Genomic DNA, 20,926 nt, shown 5'->3' with positions numbered 1-20,926 from the left:
GCCGGCAGAGAAAGGCAGCAAGATGAAGGCTTCGCCGTTCAGCACCGTCCCGGGCGCCGACAGGCCGCAGCGCCCCATCCGGACGGCGGCATGGCTTTTCGTCGCCCTCTGGCTGGCGCTGCTGGCGCCGGCCCAAGCGCAGGCGCAGGCCCTGCCCGACTGGCAGCACCTGCGCGTCAACGACTTCGCCGGGCTGCTGGCGCCCGGAGATGCCCAGGCCCTCGACGAGGCGCTGACCGCGCTCCGGAAGCAGGCCGGCATCGAGGGCACGGTCGTCACCCTGGCCGACCGGGCGCGCTATGGCGGAACCGACGGGCTGGAAGCTTTCGCGACCCGGCTTTTCAACCATTGGGGCGTGGGCGATGCCACGCGCAACCACGGTTTCATGGTGCTGGTGCTGGCCGGGGACCGCGAGGCGCGCATCGAGCTCGGCCGCGGCTACGAGAACGACGCCGACATCCTGGCGCAGGAGATCATGCGCAACACCATGCTGCCCGCCTTCCGCGACTCCCGGATGTCGCAGGGCATCCGCGACGGCACGCTGGCAGTGATCGACCTCATCGCCTGGCCGGTCGCGGCGGGCCAGCCGGTCAAGGCACCCGAGCCGGACCTGGCCGACCGCATCATCCCCCTCCTGTTCGGCGGCGCGTGGCTCCTGATCCTCGGCGGCATCGCGCGGCAACTCTGGCGGCGCAACCGCTGCCCGCAATGCGGCCGCCGCGGCCTCGACACGCAAATCGCGCCGCAGGAAACCCCGCTGCCCGAGGGCGGCCACATGGTCTCGCACGAAAGCGTGACGCGGCGCTGCCCGGCCTGCGGCTGGTCCGACAGCCGCCAGCGCCTGTGTCCGCAGACCGTCTGGTATGGGCCAACCGGCACGGTGCTGCGCAGCGAACCGACACCGGGTTATCGCGGCGCCGCGCGCGGCGCCTCGGGCTTCGGCGGCGGCTCGTCGCGCGGCGGCGGCGCCTCGGGGCGCTGGTAGGCGCGGCCGCGCTTGCGAGGCCGCCACGGGGCGGCTAGCGTCATGCCAGACTGCCTCAAGGAAAGCTCCGACATGAAACCTCTCCGCTTCCCCGCCCTGGCGCTCGCGCTTGCCAGCACCAGCCTGACGGCCGCCTGGGCCGCCGACCCCGAACTGACGGTCTTCGACTGGGCCGGCTTCGAGGAGCCGGTGATCTTCCAGGGCTATATCGACAAGCATGGCGACAGCCCGACCTTCGCCTTCTACGGCGATGACGACGAGGCCTATCAGAAGCTCGCCTCGGGCTTCAAAGCCGATGTGGCGCATCCCTGCTCGCAGATGGTGTCGAAATACCGCGACGCCGGGCTGATCGAGCCCTGGGACGTGTCGAAGATCCCGGCCTTCGAGACCCTCGATGCGAAATTCCTCGATTCGGAAATCTTCAAGGACGACCAGGGCGTCTGGTATATCCCGACCGACTGGGGCGCGACCGCGGTCGCCTACAATACCGAAACCGTGCCGGCCGAAGATGTCGCCAGCCTGAACATCTTCATCGACCCGAAATACCAGGGCCGCACCTCGCTGCCCGATTCGGCCGACGATGTCTGGGCGCTGGCCTATCTGGCCACCGGCACCACCGACTGGACCGAGGTCACCGACGAGCAATTCGCGGCCGCGGCCGACTGGCTGCGCCAGGCGCATCAGAACGTCGCCGCCTATTGGGCCGACCCGGCCGAGCAGGCGCAGCTGATGGCCTCGGGCGCGGTGGACGTGGCCTGGTCCTGGAACGACGGCGTGGTGCTGCTGGAAAACGACGGCTTCCCGGTCGGCTTCCAGCGCGCGGCCAAGGAGGGCAGCTCGACCTTCTTCTGCGGCTTCATCAACCTCAAGAACGGCCCGGGCAACGAGGACAAGGCCTACGATTTCATCAACGCCTGGCTGGCGCCGGAATCGGCCAAGGGCCTCCTGGACACCATCGGCTACGGCCATACCTCGACCGCCGCCATGGAGACGATCAAGGACGAGCCGGCGGTGCAGGAAGGCCTGTCGCCCGTGGACGCCCCGATCCTGGCCCAGACCCCGAACGACCCGCAGCAGCGCGAGCGCCAGTTGCAGGAATTCGAAAAGATCAAGGCCGGCTTCTGACCCCGGCCCGCTCTCTTGCAGCGCCCCGCCTCCTTGGCGGGGCGTTTCGCTGGCAAAGCGGCCGCATGAGTATTTGAAGAACGAAGCAGACCGGGCGCCGCGTCCCGGCTTTCTCCGTTTTCCAAATACTCCAAGGGGTGAATTGGCCCGCGCAGCGGGACAAGAGGGGAACAGCGTTCCCCTCCCTTGCGCCCCGGAATGGCGCCGCCTATATTCGTGGGGTCCGGGCTCGCCCGGACTATGGACATAAACGCGCAGGTAATAAGCGGATCGGACCCGGGGGCGGTACCCGGCGGCTCCACCAGAATCCCTCGTTGGGGGCACATGGGGCCGAAACAGGATCGACGAACGTCTAAAGCTGTTTGCTTTGTCTCGGTGAGCTACCACCGTCATCGGTGCAAAATGTACAGTTGCCAACGACAACCGTGCTCCGGTGGCTCTGGCTGCGTAAGCAGCTCGGGTAACCGAAACTTAAGCCCTTCCGCCTAGCAGCGTAAGGCGGGGCCCGCAGGAGCCTGGCAACAGAATCCTGCACTTCCCCCTTTCCTCTCTGGTTTTTTGGCGCGCCCGGGCCTATCTCAGGCCTCATGCAAGGGAATGCCGCCATGAAAGACCTGACCTCTTCCGATGCCGATGCGCTGATCGCGGATCTGGGGCAAAAGGCCCGCGCCGCCGCCGCCGTGCTGGCCGAGGCCTCGCCCGAGCGCAAGCATGCCGCGCTGATCGGTGCGGCCGAGGCGATCCTCAAGGCCGAGGACGCCATCCTCGACGCCAATATCCTCGACATGCACCATGCCGAGGAAAAGGGCCTTTCGCCCGCCATGCTGGACCGGCTGAAGCTCGACCCCGCGCGCATCCGCGCCATGGCCGAGGGGCTGCGCTCGGTCGCGGCGCAAGAGGATCCGGTCGGCAAGGTGCTGGCCGAATGGGACCGGCCGAACGGGCTCAACATCCGGCGCGTGGCGACGCCGCTGGGCGTCATCGGGGTGATCTACGAAAGCCGGCCCAATGTCACCGCCGATGCCGCGGCGCTGGCGCTGAAGGCCGGCAATGCGGTGATCCTGCGCGGCGGTTCGGAAAGCCTCAACAGCGCCACCGCGATCCATGAGGCGCTGGTCACCGGGCTGAAACAGGCCGGGCTGCCCGAGGCCGCTGTCCAGATGGTGCCGACCCGCGACCGCGAGGCCGTCGCCGCCATGCTGCGGGCGCAGGAATTCATCGACGTCATCGTGCCGCGCGGCGGCAAGGGCCTGGTCGGGCTGGTGCAGAAGGAAGCCCGCGTGCCGGTCTTTGCCCATCTGGAAGGCATCTGCCACGTCTATGCCGACCGCGACGCCGACCTGGACAAGGCCCGCCGCGTGGTGCTGAACGCCAAGACCCGGCGCACCGGCATCTGCGGCGCCGCCGAATGCCTGCTGATCGACTGGCAATTCTATACGAAACATGGCCCCGTGCTGGTCCAGGACCTGCTGGACGCGGGCGTCGAGGTCCGCGCGGAGGGCGAGCTCGCCAAGCTGCCGGGCACCGTCCCGGCCGAGCCCTCGGATTTCGGGCAGGAGTTCCTGGACAAGATCATCGCCGTCAAGCTGGTCGATGGCGTCGAGGAAGCGATCGCCCATATCCGCCGCCATGGCTCGGGCCACACGGAATCGATCCTGACCGAGAACGACGCCACCGCCGAGCGCTTCTTCAAGGGGCTCGACAGCGCCATCCTGATGCGCAACGCCTCGACGCAATTCGCCGATGGCGGCGAGTTCGGCATGGGCGCCGAGATCGGCATCGCCACCGGCAAGATGCATGCCCGCGGACCGGTCGGCGCCGAACAGTTGACCAGCTTCAAGTATCTGGTCACCGGCGACGGCACCATCCGCCCCTGATGCGGCCCGAAAGGCTGCACCAGGACGACCGCCACCGCATCACGCTGTTTCGCGGCACGGGCGACGGGCGCCGTGCCGTGGTCGGCTTCGAGCATGGCCGCGACCGCATGACGGGCTTCGAACCCGCCGCCGCGCCGCGCTTCGCCGCAAGGCTGGGGATCGACGCGCTGGTCGTGCAGACGGCGCGGCGCGACTGGTTCGTCTCGGACCGCAGCGCGGCGCTGGCCGAGGCGCTGCAAGAGGCGACCCGGGATTATGCCGAGGTCACGGCGACCGGCTTCTCGATGGGCGGCTATGCGGCGCTGCTCTATTCCGCCGCCTGCCATGCCAGCCGGGTCATGGCCGTCTCGCCGCAATATTGCATCGACCCGGCGGTGGCGCCCTTCGATCCCGGCCGGCACGGGAAATTCTCACGCATCGGCCTGCCCATGCCGCGGCCCGAAACGCTGGGCAACCGCGGCGTACGCGGGGCGCTGATCTATGATCCAACGATCCGCGCCGACCGCGCCCATGTGGCGCTGATCCGGACCGGGTTTCCGCATCTGACGCCCATCGCCCTGCCCTTCGGCGGCCATCCGGCGACCGGGGTGATCGGCGCGGCAGGCGGAACCGGCCGCATCGCCGGGATGGTGGTGCAGGACCGGCTGGACGCGGCGCTGGTCCGGCAGATGCATCGTGCCGCGCGCCGCAAGGCCGAGCTTTATCGGCTGAACCTCGCCGCCGCCGCCCTGCCCCGCCATCCCGCCCGCGCGTTGTGCGAATTGCGGGCGCTGGCAAGCGGCGCCAGCCCGCGCATCTGCCTGGAGGCGGGGCTGATCCTGCTGGAACGGGGCGAGGACCTGGCGGTCGCACTGCTGTCCGAACTGCTCGACAGCTTCGAGGCTGTCCCGCCGGCACTGGCCCGACGGCTGGACCGGGCGCTGAAGTCCGGCGGGATCTGAATTTCAGAACGCAATCTCGCCGCCCGTTTCGTCCAGCTCCCAGGCCAGCGGACGGGCGGCGGCACGGGCGAAACTGGCCAGCAGCGGGAAATGCACCTCGGAGGCGGCGGGCTCGGGCCGTTCCCATCCGGGGGCGCGGTCCAGCCAGGACCACAGCGCCGGATCGGACTTGGTGCGGCTGCATTCGGCCACCAGCCGCCAGCCGCTGGCACCGCGGCAGACCAGCACGCTGCCGCCCCAGGGCATCGCGGTCTCGAAACACATCAGCGCCAGCAGGATCATGCGGCCCTCGGCGCGTGGCAGGTCACCCTCGGCTTCCAGCCGGACGCGGATGCGCCCGCCCCGCTCGACATCGGCCAGCAGCGCCGCCAGTTCGGCCAGGCTCAGCCGCTGGTCGGGGGCGGCATGGCCAAAGGCCATGCGGAACCAACGCACCCGCGCCCGCGCCGCCTCGACGCTTTCGGCGATCAGCTGCATCTCGGGGCTGGCGCCGATGCCCGGCCACGCCCCGGAAAGCTGCAACAGTTCCAGGCCGTTGCCGATCGCCCCCAGCGGCGAGACGATGTCGTGGCACAGCCGCGAGCCGACCAGCGCGGCCAGGCGCTCGGGCGCGATGGCTCCGGGAGGTTCGGGCGCGCGATGGATTGTCAGATCGTCCATGGAAGACTAGCCTGCATGATGCCTCAGGAAAGGGCATGAGATGAATGAGATCCTGGAACCCGGCATGATCGTGCGCCATCCCGGCGCCCCCGAATGGGGCACCGGGCAGGTCCAGTCGCGCATCGGTGACCGTATCACCATCAATTTCACCAATGCCGGCAAGCAGGTGGTGAATGGCAGACATATCAATCTTGAACTGGTCACGACCGACCCCTTTTAGGCGACCATTGCAGAGTAATTCAACTTTTTGGCGAGTCAATCGCCGTTGAGTCGCAAAGGCCGCGAGTGGTTGCAATGTGCCGCCCCCCCGCCTAGACACGGGGCCAGATGCCATCAGCCGGGGTCCAGGCCGTAACGATGACGCCAGAAACGTCCTATTTCGCGACCCGTCTTGCCACGGACGAAGCCGACCTGCTGGCGGCGCAGCGCCTGCGCTATCATGTCTTCGTCGAGGAGCTGGGCGGCGACGGCCCGCTGGTCGATCATCAGGGCCGGTTCGAGCGCGACGCGTTCGACCCGGTGGTCGATCATCTGGTGCTGGTGGACGACCGCCGCTCGCGCGAGGCGCTGGACCACGTGGTCGGCGTCTATCGCCTGCTGCCGGGCGACCGGGCCGAGGCCTTCGGCCGCTTCTATTGCGACAGCGAATACGACCTGGCGCCGCTGCGCGCCTCGGGGCGGTCGCTGCTGGAGCTGGGGCGGTCCTGCATCCATCCAGCCTATCGCGGCGGCTCGGGCATGTTCCTGATGTGGAACGCGCTGGCCGATTACGTGCTGGCGCGCGGGGTCGAGATCCTGTTCGGCGTCGCCTCGTTCCACGGCACCGACGTGCAGGCGCTGGCCCAGCCGCTGTCGTGGCTCTATCATCACCACCTGGCGCCCGAGGCGATCCGGCCCCGCGCCCGGCCCGACGGCTATCGCCGCATGGACCTGATCCCGCCCGAGCAACTGGACCGCCGCGCCGCCATGACCGGCATGCCGGCGCTGATCAAGGCCTATCTGCGGCTTGGCGGCATGGTCGGCGAAGGCGCCTGGCTGGACCGCGAATTCAACACCACCGACGTCTTCCTGATGGTGGACACCAAGGCCATGTCGGAAAAGCATCGCAAGTTCTACGAAACCCGGCAGGGGCAATGAGCGCAGGCTCCCGCGCCACCTGGCGGGACGACGTGCCGCCGCCCGCCCTTCCACGTCCCGGTGCACTCGGCTGGCTGCTGGTCCTGCTGCGTGGCGGTGGCATCGTGCTGGTGCTGGGGTTCGGCGTGCTGCTGATCCTGCCGTTGCGCCTGGCCGAGCGTCTGTTCACCGGCCCGCGCCGGCCCCTCACCGGGCCTTGGGTGCAAGGCGTCTGCCGCATCTGCCTGTGGATCATGGGTCTGCGCTGGCGCTGCATCGGCCAGCCGATGCGCGGCCCCGGGGCAGTGGTGGCGAACCATTCCAGCTGGCTCGACATCTTCGCGCTGAACGCGGCGATGCCGGTGTTCTTCGTCTCGAAATCCGAGGTGGCGGGCTGGCCGGGCATCAACATCCTGACCCGCGTCACCGACACGCATTTCGTCGCCCGCGACCCCAGGCTCGCCCGCGCCCAGGCCGAGGAGTTCGCCGCCCGCACCCGCGCCGGTCACCGGCTGCTGTTCTTTCCCGAGGGTACCAGCAGCGACGGGCGACGGGTGCTGCCCTTCAAGCCGACACTGTTCCAGGGCTTCCTGGACCCCGCCCTGCCCGAGCGGCTGGCGATCCAGCCGATGAGCGCACATTACCATGCGCCAAAAGGCCGCGACCCGCGCTTCTACGGCTGGTGGGGCGACATGGACCTGGGGCCGCATCTGCTGGCGGTGCTGGCGCAATATCCGCAAGGCTCGGTGACGGTGCGGCTGCACACGCCGATCCCGGTGGCGGGAGAGACCCGCAAGACGCTGGCGGCGCAAGCCGAGACAGCGGTGCGCAGCGGTTTTGAGCAAGACTGAAACGCTCGGCGAGCGCCGCCGCTGCATGGGTATTTGGACAACGGAGAAGAACCGGCCCGCCCCTGACTTTTCTCCGTTGCCGAAATACCCATGCAGCGGCGGCGCAGGTCCAGCCGGACCCGGATATTTCACAGAGGCCAGAACAGCGGAATGGTCAGGCAGGCGACGATGCCGCAGATGATGTCCAGCGGCACGCCGACCTTGACGAAATCGCTGAACCTGTAGCCGCCAGGGCCGTAGACCATCAGATGCGTCTGGTAGCCGATGGGCGTGGCGAAGGCGACCGTGGCCGAGAACATCACCGCCACCACATAGGCGCGTGGATCGTGCCCCAGCGATTTCGCCAGCGCGATGGCCACCGGGGTCAGCAGCACCGCGACAGCATTGTTCGACAGCACCTCGGTCATGACGAGGCCGAGGAAATAGACCGCGATCAAGGTGGCGAAGGGCGGCAGGCCGGCAAGATAGGGCGCCACCGCATCCACCACCAGGGTGACCGTGCCGGTGTGCTCCAGCGCCTCGCCCACCGCCAGCATGGCGAAGATCATCGCCAACAGCCGGGCATCGACAAAGGAGAACGCTTCCTCGGCATCGACGCAGCGGGTGATCAGGATGATCGCCGCCGCCATGAAGGCCAGGGCCATGATCGGCGCCACGTCCAGCGCCGCCAGCGACACCACCGACAGCAGGCACAGGATCGCGATGGGCGCACGCTCGCGGCGGAACGGCCGGGCCGAGGGGCGCGAGACATCGACCAGCTCCATATCGGCGGCAAGCCGGGCGATATCCTCGGGCGCGCCCTCCAGCAGCAGCGTGTCGCCGACCTGCACCACCAGATCGTCGAGCTGGCGGCCGATGTTCTGGCTGCGGCGATGCGCGGCCAGGACATAGACGCCATAGCGGCGGCGCAGGCGCATGTCGCCCAGCCGGCGCCCCACCAGCCGCGCACCGGGCGAGATCAGCACCTCGACCGTGTCGGTGGCGACAGAGCTGAGCTTGTCCACCATCTGGAAATTCTTGTTGGCCTGCATCTCCAGCAGATCGGCCATTTCCGAGCGCAGCACCACGCGGTCGCCGGGCTCCAACACCACCTCGGCCAGGTTGCGGCGCAGCGAGGCATCGCCGCGCAGCACGTCGATCACCCGCACCGCCTCGCGCTTGAAGATCGGCGCCGACAGCACCGGCTGGCCGACGAGGCTGGAATCCTCGGGGATGGCGACCTCGGTGAAATATTTCATCTCGCGCCTCGCGCCCAGGAAGCCCGCCAGCGAGGTGCGCTCGGGCAAAAGCCTCCAGCCGATGGTGGCGAAATAGGCGATGCCGGCCAGGGTGATGGCGATGCCGACCGGAGCGATCTCGAAGATGCCGAAGGGGGTCATGCCCTGTTCGCGCGCCACCCCGTCCACCAGCAGGTTGGTCGAGGTGCCGATCAGCGTGATCATGCCCGACAGGATGGTCATGTAGCTGAGCGGGATCAGCAGCTTCGAGGCGGCAATGTTGGCCCGCAGGCCAAGCTGGATCAGGATCGGGATCATCACCGCGACCACCGGCGTGTTGTTCATCACGGTCGAGGCGACGATGATGAAGCCGAAGGTCATGCAAATGGTCAGGATCGGCTGCTCCGCGGCGCGTTTCGTCACCACGCTGGACATGATCTCCAGCGCGCCGGTGCGCAGCAGCCCGCCCATGATCATGAACATGAAGGCGATGGTCCAGGGCGCCGAGTTCGACAGCACGCTGGCCGCATCCTTGATCGGCAAGAGGCCCAGCAGCATCATCACCGCGGCGGTGCCGATGGCCACGACCTCGGGCGGGTGCTTTTCACGGATGAACTCGATGAACATGATGGTCACGATGATCAGCATCGCGATCGCCGCATTGGTTCCGGTCAGTTCAAAGCCCAGCATGAAATCCCTGTCCCGTGCGCCGCTAAATCACGGCCCTTTCGATGGGTAATAGAATTATTTTCCCCCGCGCCGCAAGCAAAAGCGCGGGGCCATGCCCGGTTCAGGCGGGAAGCTGCGTCCCGGCCAGCCGGCCGCCCCGGCGCAGCGGCTCGACCGCGACCGCCTTGCCCGTGCGGTCATCGGTGGTCACCAGCACGCCCGACAGCGTCGCCTCGCCCTCGGCCGGGGTAAAGCGTTCCGAGGCCATGCCGGTCAGGAAGCGGCGCAGCGGCTCGGTTTTTTTCATGCCGATGACGCTGTCATAGTCGCCGCACATGCCGGCATCGGTCTGATAGGCGGTGCCGCGGTTCAGGATCACCGTGTCGGCGGTCGGCACATGGGTATGGGTGCCGACGACCAGGCTGGCGCGGCCGTCGCACCAATGGCCCATGGCCATCTTCTCGCTGGTGGCCTCGGCATGGATGTCCACCACGCTGGCCTGCACCAGCCCGCCCAGCGGATGCGCCTTGAGCACCGCGTCGATGGCCGAGAACGGATCGTCGAAGGGCCGCTTCATGAAGACCTGACCCAGCACCTGCGCCACCAGCACCTTGCGCCCGCGCGTCGCCTCGAAGACCCGCGCGCCGCGGCCCGGCGCCACCTTGGAATAGTTCAGCGGCCGGATGATGCGCGGTTCGGTCTCGATATAGGACAGCATCTCCTTCTGGTCGAAGGCATGGTCGCCCAGCGTGATGCAATCGGCCCCGGCATCGAGGATCAACTTGGCATGGCCGCCGGTCAGCCCCATGCCGCCGGAGGCGTTCTCGCCGTTCACGATGGTGAAATCGACGCCCAGCCGTTCCTTGAGCGGGGCAAGCCCCTCTGCAATCGCGCGCCGGCCCGCGCGTCCCATCACATCGCCAAGATAGAGAATCCGCATGGGCCAGCGTTAGGCGAAAGCCGGAGCGCACTCAAGCCCCGATGGCGGCAGCGGGCCGGCTATCCCAACCATGCGCCAAGCATCGCGCCCGCCAGCGCCACGACGGCGCCAAGCGCCATGCCGGCGGCGAGGCCGCGGCCCTGGCGCGGCTCGGCCGGGGGCGGCGGCTCGCGCAGCAGTTCGGGCATGCGGCGCTCGAGGAACTCCGGCAGAAGCGGCGCGAAGCGGCCCAGCACCTGCGCCGCCCGGGTCAGGTCGCGCGCCGCGGCCCGGGGGCCGAGATTGTCGCGGATATAGCTTTCCACCACGGGCTTGGCGACCTCCCACATGTTGATCTGCGGGTCGAGCGAGCGCGCCACGCCCTCGACCACCACCATGGTGCGTTGCAGCAGGATCAGCTCGGTCCGGGTGGCCATGCCGAAGCGTTCGGTGACCTCGAACAGATAGGCCAGCAGATTGGCCATCGAGATGCGGCTGGCATCGGCGCCGAAGATCGGCTCGCCCACGGCGCGCAGGGCGCGGGCAAATTCCTTGATGTCGCGGTCGCGCGGCACATAGCCCGCCTCGAAATGCACCCGCGCGACGCGTTCGTAGTCGCGGCGGATGAAGCCCATCAGGATCTCGGCATAGACGCGGCGGGTGTATTCGTCGATCTCGCCCATGATGCCGAAGTCATAGATGACGATGTCGCCGTTCCTGGCCACCTTCAGGTTGCCCTGGTGCATGTCGGCGTGGAAATAGCCGTCGCGCAGTGCGTGGCGCAGGAAAAGCTGCAACACCCGCGCGCCGAGCGTCGGCAGGTCGTGCCCGGCCGCCCGCAGCGCCGCGACATCGCCCATCGGCACGCCCTCGGCCCAGTCGGTGGTCAGCACGCGCCGGGCGCTGAGGTGCCAGTAGGGGGCGGGCACCGCCATGCCTTCGTCCCCGGCCGTGTTCTCGGCGAATTCCGAGGCCGAGGCGGCCTCGAGCCGCAGGTCCAGCTCGCCCGTGACCACCGATTCGAAATGGCTGACCACGTCGCGCGGCCGCAGCCGGCGGGTGGCGGGCGACAGCCGCTCGATCATGCCGGCGGCGAAATGGAAGGCGTCGATGTCGCGGCGGAAGGCGGATTCGATCCCCGGGCGCAGCACCTTGACCGCGACCTCGCGGCCGTTGTCGATGCGCCGGGCCCGGTGCACCTGCGCGATCGAGGCCGCCGCCACGGGTTCGGAGAACTCGCTGAACAGCGTCTCGACCGGCCGGCCCAGTTCGGCCGCGACGGTGCGCAGCGCCTGTTCCTGCGCAAAGGGCGCCAGCCGGTCCTGGAGCATGGACAGCTGGTTGGCCAGCTCCACCCCCACCACGTCGGGCCGGGTCGAAAGGATCTGGCCGAATTTCACATAGGCAGGCCCCAGCGCGGTGATGGCGCGGGTGACGGGCGGCAGGGCCGGGTCGCCCTTGTAGCCCAGCCAGGCGAAGGGCCAGCCCAGGATGCGGGCCGCGACGCGCAGGCGGGCGGGTGCGTCCGCGGCGTCCAGCGCCACCTTCATGGCGCCGGTGCGTTCGAAGGTGGCGCCGGTGCGGATCAGGCGCCAGATGTTGTGCGGGCCGCGCATGTCAGAGCTTCCAGCCCGAATGCAACGCGGCGATGCCCATGGACAGGTTGCGCCATTGCACGCGGCCGAAGCCCGCCTCGCGGATCATCGCGGCGAAGGTATCCTGATCGGGGAACTTGCGGATCGATTCGACCAGGTATTGATAGCTGTCGCGGTCGTTCGCGACGATCTGGCCCATGACCGGGATCACGTTGAAGCTGTAGCGGTCATAGAGCCATTGCAGCATCGGCACCGGCATCTGGCTGAACTCCAGCACCATCAGCCGCCCGCCGGGACGCAGCACCCGCCGCGCCTCGGCCAGGGCATCGGGGATGCGGGTGACGTTGCGGATGCCGAAGCTGATCGTGTAGCGGTCAAAGCTGTTGTCGGCAAAGGGCAGTTGCATCGCGTCGCCGGTGACCCAGGCGAGATGCTCGGCCAGCCTGCCGGCCTGGGCGCGCTTGCGGCCCTCGACCAGCATCGATTCCGTCATGTCGCAGACGGTGACGCGGGCGCCCGGGGCGCGTTCCAGAAAGCGGAAGGCGATGTCGCCGGTGCCGCCCGCCACGTCCAGCAGGTGCTGGCCGTCGCGCGGCGCCAGCCAATCCATCATCGCGGTCTTCCAGATCCGGTGGATGCCGCCGCTCATCAGGTCGTTCATCACATCGTAGCGTGAGGCGACGCGCGAGAAGACGCCATGGACCAGCCCGGCCTTGTCCGTCTCGGCCACGGTGCGGAAGCCGAAATGGGTCTGCTTTGGCTCGTCAGGGGTCATGTCGCTTGTCCATCCGTCGTTTCGCGCCCAGATAGTCCGAAAGCGCGCCGCGCGCCATAGCTGGGACGCGGGCCGCACCATGCGACGAACGGGAAGAAAATGCCAGAACTGCCAGAGGTCGAAACCGTCCGACGCGGCCTTCAGCCGCATCTCGAGGGCCGGGTGATCGCCCGCGCCGAAGCCCGCCGCCCCGACCTGCGCTGGCCGCTGCCGCCCGATCTGGTGCAGGTGCTGACCGGCGCGCGGGTCGTCGGCTTGCACAGGCGGTCGAAATACATCCTGGCCGAGCTGGAGGATCGCGGCAGCCTGCTTCTGCACCTGGGCATGTCGGGGCGGATGCTGATCGAGGGGGAGTCGCAGGGGGATTTCCACCGCGACCCGACGATCCTGCCACGCCACGACCATGTGGTGCTGTGGACCGACCAGGGCACGCGCATCACCTTCAACGACGCGCGGCGATTCGGCATGGTCGACCTGGTGGCGCCGGGCGCAACGCATCCGCTGCTGGCGCATCTGGGCCCCGAGCCGCTGTCGGACGCCTTTACCGCCGAGGCGCTGGGGCGGGCCTTTGCCGGGCGGCGCATGCCGGTCAAGGCGGCGCTGCTCGATCAGCGAATCGTGGCCGGGCTGGGCAATATCTATGTCTCCGAGGCGCTGCACCGCGCCGGGATCGACCCGCGCCGCCTGGCCGGCGCGGTCGCGGCGCCCGAACTGGCGGCGCTGGTCGGCCATGTCCGCGCCGTGCTGGAGGAAGCGATCGCCGCCGGCGGCTCGTCCCTGCGCGACCACCGGCAGGCGACGGGCGAGCTGGGTTATTTCCAGCATTCCTTTCGGGTCTATGATCGCGAGGGCGCGCCCTGCCCGGCGCCGGGCTGCGCGGGCACGGTCCAGCGCATCGTGCAATCCGGCCGGTCGAGCTATTTCTGCCCGCTCTGCCAGAGCTGAAGCCGCCTCCGGCGGGGGTATTTGGACAACAGAGAAGCGCGCTGGCCTTGCGGTCGCGCATTTGTTACGAGTCGCGGTCAGCTTGTTTGCGAAAGGCAAGGAGTCGATGGCTTACCAGACCCTCACCGTCGAGATCGACGACTATGTTGCGCTGATCCGGCTGAACCGGCCCGAGGCGCTGAATGCACTGAACTCGCAACTGCTGGGCGAGCTGGGCGATGCGCTGGCCGAGGCCGACCGGAACGAGAAGGTGCGCTGCATCGTGCTGACCGGCAGCGAGAAGGCCTTTGCCGCCGGCGCCGATATCAAGGAGATGTCGGCCAAGAGCTTCGTCGATGTCTATACCGACGACCTGTTCGGCGCCGAGATCGACCGCATCACCGCGACGCGCAAGCCGATCATCGCCGCGGTCGCAGGCTATGCGCTTGGCGGCGGATGCGAGCTGGCCATGGCCTGCGACTTCATCCTTTGCGCCGATAACGCCAAGTTCGGCCAGCCCGAGATCAACCTGGGCGTCATGGCCGGCATCGGCGGCACCCAGCGCCTGACCCGCTTCGTCGGCAAGTCGAAGTCGATGGAGATGCATCTGACCGGCCGGTTCATGGACGCGGCCGAGGCCGAACGCTCAGGCCTGGTGAGCCGCGTGGTGCCGGCGGCCAAGCTGATCCCCGAGGCGCTGGCGGCGGCGAAGAAGATCGCTGAGAAGGGCCAGATCGCCGTTCTGGCCGCCAAGGAGGCGGTGAACCGCGCCTATGAGACTACGTTGCGCGAGGGCATCCTGTTCGAGCGCCGCAGTTTCCAGGCGCTGTTCGCGACCGAGGACCAGAAAGAGGGCATGGCCGCCTTTCTGGAGAAGCGCGAGCCGCAATTCCGCGACCGCTGATTTCACGCTTGGCATTCGGGCCCGTCCGCTGTATAGGCCCGGGCTTACATGCGTGTGGGCCCGCTTAAGGCAAGAATCACAACCGTCCGCCTTCGGACGGGGCTATGGGCTTTGCGCAACCGAGACATGAAGAACAGATAGGACCGCACCCATGGCCAACACGCCCCAGTCGAAAAAGCGCGCCCGCCAGATCGAGCGCCGCACCGCCGTCAACAAGGCCCGCCGTTCGCGCATCCGCACCTTCCTGCGCAAGGTCGAGGAAGCCATCGCCAGCGGCAATGCCGAGATCGCCCGCGAAGCCCTGAAGACCGCCCAGCCCGAACTGATGCGCGGCGTGACCAAAGGGGTGATCCACAAGAACACCGCAGCGCGGAAGATCTCGCGCCTTTCGGCCCGGGTAAAGGCCCTCGCCACCGCCTGAGCCGCTGCGACATTTTCGCAACTGCCGGTGGAACTTATCAAGGGCGCGCTCTATCCAGGCGCGCCCTTCTGCATGAGGAAGCCACGGTTTTTCCTTGGCTTTTCAATCCCCTCGGCGTTGTCATGCAGCTGTCTCCCAACTGCCAGATTCGATCAGGCAAAGTGACTGTCAAGCGCGAAGATCGGTTGCTGGCCTGCCGCGGTTCTTGCTAGCTTGTTCCCTGCGATTCACCGTCGCGCCTGGGGGACATGCCCTGAACCGTCGGCTTTGCCGCCGACAGGCAGGGTGGCAGCAGGATCGGACAAGATCCGCTACCGATGAAGCACAAGCCGGCTGCCACCGGCCTGTGCTGCGTGTCTGAAAGTTTCGGCCGCTGGACGGCCCGCACGTCGCCCTGGGCGGCGGGGGTCTTCTGTTGCCGAAACTATTGTCGTTCAGGTCGCGGCGCCCGAATCGCCTCACGCCGGAAAATCCCGGCGGCATGTGGGACAAGAGACGGAACTGGGCGAGATGGACAGACTTTGGGGGCAGGCGCGTGAAGAACTTCAGAAGATCGTCGGAACCGACAGTTTCTCGACCTGGATCGAGCCCCTGCGCCTGACCGGCGTCGAGGGCGGCACCGCCACCATCGCCTGCCCGACCCGCTTCCTGTCCGACTGGGTCTCGCGCCATTACAGCGACGACATCCTCAAGGTGCTGGACCGCATGGGCGGCCCCGTGCAGCGCCTGAGCTTCGAGACCCGCAGCCAGACCGCCCGCCAGGCCGCCGCGCCCGCCGTCAAGCGCCACGCCCCCCCGCGCCCCTCGGGCGAGGAGGAGTTGGCCGCACCGCTGGACAGCCGCTTCACCTTCGAGAACTTCGTGGTCGGCAAGCCGAACGAGCTGGCCCATGCCGCCGCCCGCCGCGTGGCCGAGGGCGGTCCCGTCACCTTCAACCCGCTGTTCCTTTATGGCGGCGTCGGCCTGGGCAAGACCCACCTGATGCATGCCATCGCCCGCGAGATCCAGATCCGCCAGCCCGAGGCGCGGGTGCTGTATCTTTCGGCCGAGCAGTTCATGTATCGCTTCGTCCAGGCGCTGCGCGACCGCACCGTGATGGATTTCAAGGAACTGTTCCGCACCGTCTCGGTGCTGATGGTCGATGACGTGCAGTTCATCGCCGGCAAGGATTCCACCCAGGAGGAATTCTTCCACACTTTCAACACGCTGGTCGATCAGGGCAAGCAGATCGTCATCTCGGCCGACCGCGCGCCGGGCGAGATCAAGGACATGGAGGAGCGCATCAAGTCGCGCCTGCAATGCGGCCTGGTGGTGGATTTGCACCCGACCGATTACGAGCTGCGCCTGGGCATCCTGCAAAGCAAGACCGACAGTTTCCGCGCGCAATATCCCGGCCTGCTGATCGCGCCGGGGGTGCTGGAATTTCTGGCCCATCGCATCACCTCGAATGTCCGGGTGCTGGAGGGCGCGTTGCAGCGGCTGTTCGCCTTTGCCAGCCTGATGGGGCGCGAGATCACGCTGGACATGACCCAGGAATGCCTGGCCGACATCCTGCGCGCCAACGACCGCAAGGTCTCCATCGAGGAGATCCAGCGCAAGGTGGCCGAGCATTACAACATCCGCCTGGCCGACATGATCGGGCCCAAGCGGGTGCGCACCGTCGCCCGCCCCCGCCAGATCGCCATGTATCTGGCCAAGCAGATGACCTCGCGCAGCCTGCCCGAGATCGGGCGCCGCTTCGGCGGCCGCGACCACACCACCATCATGCATGGCGTGAAGAAGATCGAGGAGCTGCGCGGCTCGGATCGCAGCCTGGCCGAGGATATCGACCTGCTGCGCCGCCTGCTGGAGGCCTGAACGCATCCGCTTGACCTTGCGCGGGATTGTGCCACATTGGCGCCCCGCGCCGGATCGACATGAGGCCAGAAGGACATAAGGGTGGACCATGAAATTTTCGATTGAACGCGCCGATCTGGTGAAGGCCGTTTCCCAGGCCCAGTCCGTCGTCGAACGCCGCAACACCATTCCGATCCTGGCCAACGTGCTGATCGAGGCCACGCCCGAAGGCGTCAGCCTCCGCGCCACCGACCTGGATACCGAGATCGTGGACCGCGCGAATGCGCAGGTCGAGCGGCCCGGCGCCACCACCGTCTCGGCCGGGATGCTCAACGACATCGCCCGCAAGCTGCCGGACGGCGCGCTGGTGCAGCTCAGCCTGGATGCCGCCTCGGGGCGGTTGTCGGTGCAGGCAGGGCGCTCGAACTTCAGCCTCGCGACCCTGCCGCGCGAGGATTTCCCGGTCATGTCCTCGTCCGAATATTCGGCGAACTTCTCGGCCCCCGCCGCGGTGCTGCGGCGGCTGTTCGACAAGTCGAAATTCGCCATCTCGAACGAGGAGACCCGCTATTACCTGAACGGCGTCTATATGCATGTCGCGCAAACCGAGGACGGCGCCAGCCTGCGCTGCGTGGCGACCGACGGCCACCGGCTGGCGCGGATCGACGCGCCGCTGCCCGCGGGGGCCGAGGAGATGCCCGGCGTGATCGTGCCGCGCAAGACCGTGGCCGAGCTGCGCAAGCTGCTGGACGATGACGAGGCCGAGATCGCGGTCTCGGTCAGCGAGACCAAGGTGCGCTTCGCCACGCCGACGATCACGCTGACCTCGAAGGTGATCGACGGTACCTTCCCCGATTACAGCCGGGTCATCCCTTCGGGCAATGCCCGCAAGCTGGAGGTCGATGCCGGCGATTTTGCCAAGGCGGTCGACCGGGTGGCCACCGTCAGCAGCGAACGCTCGCGCGCCGTCAAGCTGTCCTTGGACGAGGACCGGCTGGTCCTGTCGGTGAACGCCCCGGATGCCGGCGCGGCAGACGAGGAACTGCCGGTCGCCTATGCCGACGAACCGCTGGAGATCGGCTTCAACGCCAAATACCTGCACGAGATCGCCAGCCAGATCGAGCGCGAGAATGCGGTCTTCCTGTTCAACGGCTCGGGCGACGCGGCGCTGATCCGCGAGGGCGGCGACACCAGCGCGGTCTATGTCGTCATGCCGATGCGCGTGTGACGCTGACCCGGCTGCACCTGACCCAGTTCCGCAGCTGGGCCAGGCTGGAGATCGAGGCCGACCGCCGCCCCGTCGCCATCCATGGTCCGAACGGGGCGGGCAAGACCAATATCCTGGAAGCCGTCTCGATGCTGTCGCCCGGCCGCGGCATGCGCGGCGCCGTGCCCGGCGACCAGGCCCGCAAGGGGCCGGAGGTCGGCTGGCAGATCCGGGCCCGGATCGACACCCATCAGGTGCTGACCCGCGCCCTGCCCGGCCAGCCGCGCGAGGTGGTGATCGACGACAAGCCCGCGACGCAGATCGCGCTCGGCCGGTTGATGCGGGTGATCTGGCTGACCCCGGCCATGGACCGACTGTGGACCGACGCGCCCGAACAGCGGCGGCGGTTCCTGGACCGGATCACGCTCAGCTTCACGCCGGGCCATGCCGAGGAGGCGCTGGCTTACGACAAGGCCATGCGCGAGCGCAACCGGCTGCTGCGCGACGAGGTCCGCGATGCCGGCTGGTATCGCGCGCTGGAGGCGCAGATGGCCGAGACGGGCGCGGCGCTGACCCGCAACCGCCTGGACGCCATCGCCCGGATCATGGCGGCGCAGGAAGGGGCCGAGACCGCCTTTCCCTCGGCCTGCCTGACGCTGCTGCCGGGCGAGGGTTCGGCCGACGATCCCGACGCCGAGAGCATCGCCGCCCGGCTGGCCGAGGGGCGCGGCCGCGACATGGCGGCCGGCCGCACCCTGACCGGCCCGCATCGCGCCGACCTGGGCGCGCATTGGGGGCCGCAGGCGATGCCCGCCGCGCTGTCCTCGACCGGCGAGCAAAAGGCGCTGCTCTTGTCGCTGATCCTCGCCAATGCCCGGGCGCTGGCCGAGGAAAGCCCGGTGCTGCTGCTGGACGAGGTGGCGGCGCATCTGGACGCAGACCGCCGTGCCGCGCTTTACGACGAGATCTGCGCGCTTCGCGCCCAGGCCTGGCTGACCGGCACCGGGCCGGAGCTGTTCGAGGCGCTGCGCGGCCGGGCGCAATTCCTGGCGGTCGCGCGCGAGGCCGAGGTCTCGCGCATCATGGGTATTTGAACAACGAAGAAGCGGGGGGCCGCTAGAGCAGCAGATCGACCAGCTCGAACCGGGTGACATCGACGATGCCGAGGTCCGAGATCCGCAATTCGGGGATCACCACCAGCGCCAGCAGCGAATGCTGCATATAGGCGTTGTTGAGCGTGCAGCCGCAATCCTGCATGGCCTTGACGATGCCCTGCGCGGCCTCGGCCACCGCCGCGGCGGGGCGGTCGGACATCAGCCCGGCGATGGGGAGCGCCGCCGTCGCCAGTTCCTCGCCGTCGCGGAACACGGTGACGCCGCCGCCGATCCGGCCCAGGTGGTTCGCCGCCGCAGCCATGCTGTCGCGATCCGTGCCGACGACGACCATGTGATGGCTGTCATGCGCCACGGTCGAGGCCACCGCCATCCGGCCCCGGTAGCCGAAGCCCGAGACGAAGCCGTTCACCACGCCGCCCCTCGCCCGGTGGCGTTCGACCAGGGCGATGTGGCAGGTGTCGCCCTGCCCCTCGATGACGCCGTCGCGGATCGGCAGCTCGGCCGTGAGCGCACGGGTCGGCGCCTGGTTCTCGACCACGCCGATGACGCGGACGTGCGCGCTGTCGCCCGTGGCCCGGACCGCGAAATCCGCGCCGGCAAGGCGGCGGCCCAGATGCACCGAATCGCGCGCCGCCTCGGGCCAGGCGATCCGCGGGCAATCGACCAGCAGCCTGCCGCCTGCCGCCACCAGCCTGCCCTGCGCGACTACCGCCTCGATGGGCAGGCTGCGCAGGTCCGAGGTCAGGATCACATCCGCCCGCCGCCCTGGGGTGATGCTGCCGAGTTCACGTTCCAGCCCGAAATGCTGCGCGGCGTTGATGGTCGCCATCTGGATCGCCACCAGCGGATCGCAGCCGCAGTCGATGGCGTGGCGCACCACCCGGTTCATGTGGCCCTCATGGACCAGCGTGCCGGAATGGCTGTCATCGGTGCAGAGGATGAAGAAGCGCGGATCGAGCCCCTTTTCGGTGATCGCGGTGATCTGGCTTGCCACGTCATACCAGGCCGAGCCAAGGCGCATCATGCAGCCCATGCCCTGGCGCACGCGGGCAATGCCCTGCGCCTCGGTCGTGGTCTCGTGGTCGTCGTTGGCACCGCCGGCGACATAGGCGTGGAAGGGCCGGCCCAGGTCGGGGCTGGCGTAATGGCCGCCCACCGTCTTGCCGGCGGCACGGGTGGCGGCGATCTCGGCCAGCATCTGCCGGTCGCCGGCGGCGACGCCGGGAAAGTTCATCATCTCGCCCAGGCCGACGATGCCGTCCCAGCCCATGGCCTGCGCCACCTCGCCCTCGGTGATCGGCTGGCCGGTGGTCTCCAGGCCGGGGGCCGAGGGCGCGCAGCTGGGCATCTGGGTGAACATGCTGATCGGTTGCAGCAGCGATTCGTCCCGCATCAGCCGCACGCCCTCAAGGCCCAGCACATTGGCGATCTCGTGCGGGTCGTGGAAGATCGTCGTGGTGCCGTGCGGGATCACCGCGGCGGCAAAGCCGGCCGGCGTCAGCATCCCCGATTCGACATGCATATGCGCGTCGATCAGGCCGGGCAGCATGAAGCGGCCCTCGGCCTCGATCACCTGCGTATCGGGGCCGATCGACGGCCCGGCGTCAGGGCCGACATAGGCCACCCGGCCATCGGCCACGGCCACGTCGATGCCAGGGATCACCTCGCGCGTGTGGACATTGACCCATTGCCCGCCCCGGATCACCAGATCGGCCGGCGCGCGGCCCGCCGCCACCTCGACCAGCCGCGCCTGGGCCTCGATCCACGGTTTCAACATGCCTGTCTCCTT

The 20,926-nt window shown here is 68.4% G+C and carries 19 protein-coding genes and 1 other RNA gene; 14 read left to right on the top strand and 6 right to left on the bottom strand.

Annotated features, from left to right (window positions below; genetic code table 11):
- Positions 1–22: 22 nt before the first annotated feature.
- The 5 genes from AQY21_RS12025 (at position 23) to AQY21_RS12010 (ending at position 4,928) form a co-directional block, all read left to right on the top strand.
- Positions 23–985, top strand: a complete 963-nt coding sequence (locus tag AQY21_RS12025) for a YgcG family protein (protein WP_058097886.1) — start codon at positions 23–25, stop codon at positions 983–985.
- A 72-nt stretch (positions 986–1,057) separates the two neighbouring features.
- Positions 1,058–2,110 (top strand): PotD/PotF family extracellular solute-binding protein, encoded by a 1,053-nt coding sequence (locus AQY21_RS12020; protein ID WP_058097885.1) that lies wholly within the window; start codon positions 1,058–1,060, stop codon positions 2,108–2,110.
- Positions 2,111–2,292: 182 nt separating this feature from the next.
- Positions 2,293–2,646, top strand: a transfer-messenger RNA (tmRNA) gene (gene ssrA, locus AQY21_RS27185).
- 69 nt (positions 2,647–2,715) lie between these two features.
- Positions 2,716–3,987, top strand: a complete 1,272-nt coding sequence (locus AQY21_RS12015) for a glutamate-5-semialdehyde dehydrogenase (protein ID WP_058097884.1) — start codon at positions 2,716–2,718, stop codon at positions 3,985–3,987.
- The gene (locus AQY21_RS12010) at positions 3,987–4,928 is read left to right on the top strand and encodes a hypothetical protein (RefSeq protein WP_058097883.1); all 942 of its coding nucleotides are present in this window, start codon (positions 3,987–3,989) and stop codon (positions 4,926–4,928) included. The genes AQY21_RS12015 and AQY21_RS12010 overlap by 1 nt, the downstream gene beginning before the upstream one ends.
- A gap of 3 nt (positions 4,929–4,931) precedes the next feature.
- Here the strand turns inward: AQY21_RS12010 and AQY21_RS12005 are convergent, their stop codons facing one another.
- Positions 4,932–5,588 carry a histidine phosphotransferase family protein gene (locus AQY21_RS12005; protein WP_058097882.1) on the bottom strand — a complete coding sequence of 219 codons (657 nt, stop codon included), beginning with the start codon at positions 5,586–5,588 and terminating at the stop codon, positions 4,932–4,934.
- A gap of 40 nt (positions 5,589–5,628) precedes the next feature.
- Here AQY21_RS12005 and AQY21_RS12000 point away from each other — a divergent pair, with 40 nt between their 5' ends.
- The 3 genes from AQY21_RS12000 to AQY21_RS11990 all read left to right on the top strand — a co-directional run bounded on the left by AQY21_RS12000 (position 5,629) and on the right by AQY21_RS11990 (position 7,555).
- Complete coding sequence (locus AQY21_RS12000; RefSeq protein WP_036754938.1) at positions 5,629–5,808, top strand: DUF3553 domain-containing protein; 180 nt, start codon at positions 5,629–5,631, stop codon at positions 5,806–5,808.
- Positions 5,809–5,945: 137 nt separating this feature from the next.
- Positions 5,946–6,725, top strand: coding sequence for a GNAT family N-acetyltransferase (locus AQY21_RS11995; RefSeq protein ID WP_058097881.1), 780 nt, complete (start codon positions 5,946–5,948; stop codon positions 6,723–6,725).
- Positions 6,722–7,555: a 1-acyl-sn-glycerol-3-phosphate acyltransferase gene (locus tag AQY21_RS11990; protein ID WP_058097880.1), complete on the top strand. Its 834-nt coding sequence runs from the start codon at positions 6,722–6,724 to the stop codon at positions 7,553–7,555. Before AQY21_RS11995 ends, AQY21_RS11990 begins: the two co-directional genes overlap by 4 nt.
- A 128-nt stretch (positions 7,556–7,683) precedes the next feature.
- On the opposite strand, the gene AQY21_RS11985 is transcribed toward AQY21_RS11990, so the two are convergent.
- From AQY21_RS11985 to ubiE, 4 genes are all read right to left on the bottom strand, one after another.
- Complete coding sequence (locus AQY21_RS11985; protein WP_058097879.1) at positions 7,684–9,462, bottom strand: SLC13 family permease; 1,779 nt, start codon at positions 9,460–9,462, stop codon at positions 7,684–7,686.
- Between the two features lie 100 nt (positions 9,463–9,562).
- The gene (locus tag AQY21_RS11980; protein ID WP_058097878.1) at positions 9,563–10,381 is read right to left on the bottom strand and encodes a TIGR00282 family metallophosphoesterase; all 819 of its coding nucleotides are present in this window, start codon (positions 10,379–10,381) and stop codon (positions 9,563–9,565) included.
- A gap of 59 nt (positions 10,382–10,440) precedes the next feature.
- Positions 10,441–11,976, bottom strand: coding sequence for a 2-polyprenylphenol 6-hydroxylase (gene ubiB / locus AQY21_RS11975; protein WP_058097877.1), 1,536 nt, complete (start codon positions 11,974–11,976; stop codon positions 10,441–10,443).
- 1 nt (position 11,977) lies between these two features.
- Positions 11,978–12,730: a bifunctional demethylmenaquinone methyltransferase/2-methoxy-6-polyprenyl-1,4-benzoquinol methylase UbiE gene (gene ubiE / locus AQY21_RS11970; protein ID WP_058097876.1), complete on the bottom strand. Its 753-nt coding sequence runs from the start codon at positions 12,728–12,730 to the stop codon at positions 11,978–11,980.
- A gap of 99 nt (positions 12,731–12,829) precedes the next feature.
- On the opposite strand from ubiE, the gene mutM reads away from it, so the two are divergent.
- From mutM to recF, 6 genes are all read left to right on the top strand, one after another.
- The gene (gene mutM / locus AQY21_RS11965; RefSeq protein WP_058097875.1) at positions 12,830–13,675 is read left to right on the top strand and encodes a bifunctional DNA-formamidopyrimidine glycosylase/DNA-(apurinic or apyrimidinic site) lyase; all 846 of its coding nucleotides are present in this window, start codon (positions 12,830–12,832) and stop codon (positions 13,673–13,675) included.
- Between the two features lie 106 nt (positions 13,676–13,781).
- On the top strand, positions 13,782–14,558 hold the full coding sequence (locus AQY21_RS11960) for an enoyl-CoA hydratase (protein ID WP_058097874.1): 777 nt from the start codon (positions 13,782–13,784) through the stop codon (positions 14,556–14,558).
- Between the two features lie 151 nt (positions 14,559–14,709).
- On the top strand, positions 14,710–14,979 hold the full coding sequence (rpsT, locus tag AQY21_RS11955; RefSeq protein ID WP_058097873.1) for a 30S ribosomal protein S20: 270 nt from the start codon (positions 14,710–14,712) through the stop codon (positions 14,977–14,979).
- Between the two features lie 510 nt (positions 14,980–15,489).
- Positions 15,490–16,836, top strand: a complete 1,347-nt coding sequence (gene dnaA / locus AQY21_RS11950; protein WP_058097872.1) for a chromosomal replication initiator protein DnaA — start codon at positions 15,490–15,492, stop codon at positions 16,834–16,836.
- Between the two features lie 88 nt (positions 16,837–16,924).
- Positions 16,925–18,043, top strand: coding sequence for a DNA polymerase III subunit beta (dnaN, locus tag AQY21_RS11945; protein WP_058097871.1), 1,119 nt, complete (start codon positions 16,925–16,927; stop codon positions 18,041–18,043).
- Complete coding sequence (recF, locus tag AQY21_RS11940) at positions 18,040–19,116, top strand: DNA replication/repair protein RecF (protein WP_058097870.1); 1,077 nt, start codon at positions 18,040–18,042, stop codon at positions 19,114–19,116. The genes dnaN and recF overlap by 4 nt, the downstream gene beginning before the upstream one ends.
- 22 nt (positions 19,117–19,138) lie before the next feature.
- Here recF and ade read toward each other — a convergent pair whose 3' ends face one another.
- The gene (ade, locus tag AQY21_RS11935; protein WP_152988207.1) at positions 19,139–20,914 is read right to left on the bottom strand and encodes an adenine deaminase; all 1,776 of its coding nucleotides are present in this window, start codon (positions 20,912–20,914) and stop codon (positions 19,139–19,141) included.
- Positions 20,915–20,926 lie beyond the last annotated feature (12 nt).

Source organism: Paracoccus sp. MKU1 (assembly GCF_001447385.1).
Taxonomy (GTDB): domain Bacteria; phylum Pseudomonadota; class Alphaproteobacteria; order Rhodobacterales; family Rhodobacteraceae; genus Paracoccus.
The sequence above is the reverse complement of the archived record's forward strand: the minus strand, read 5'-3'. Positions and strand labels throughout refer to the sequence as shown.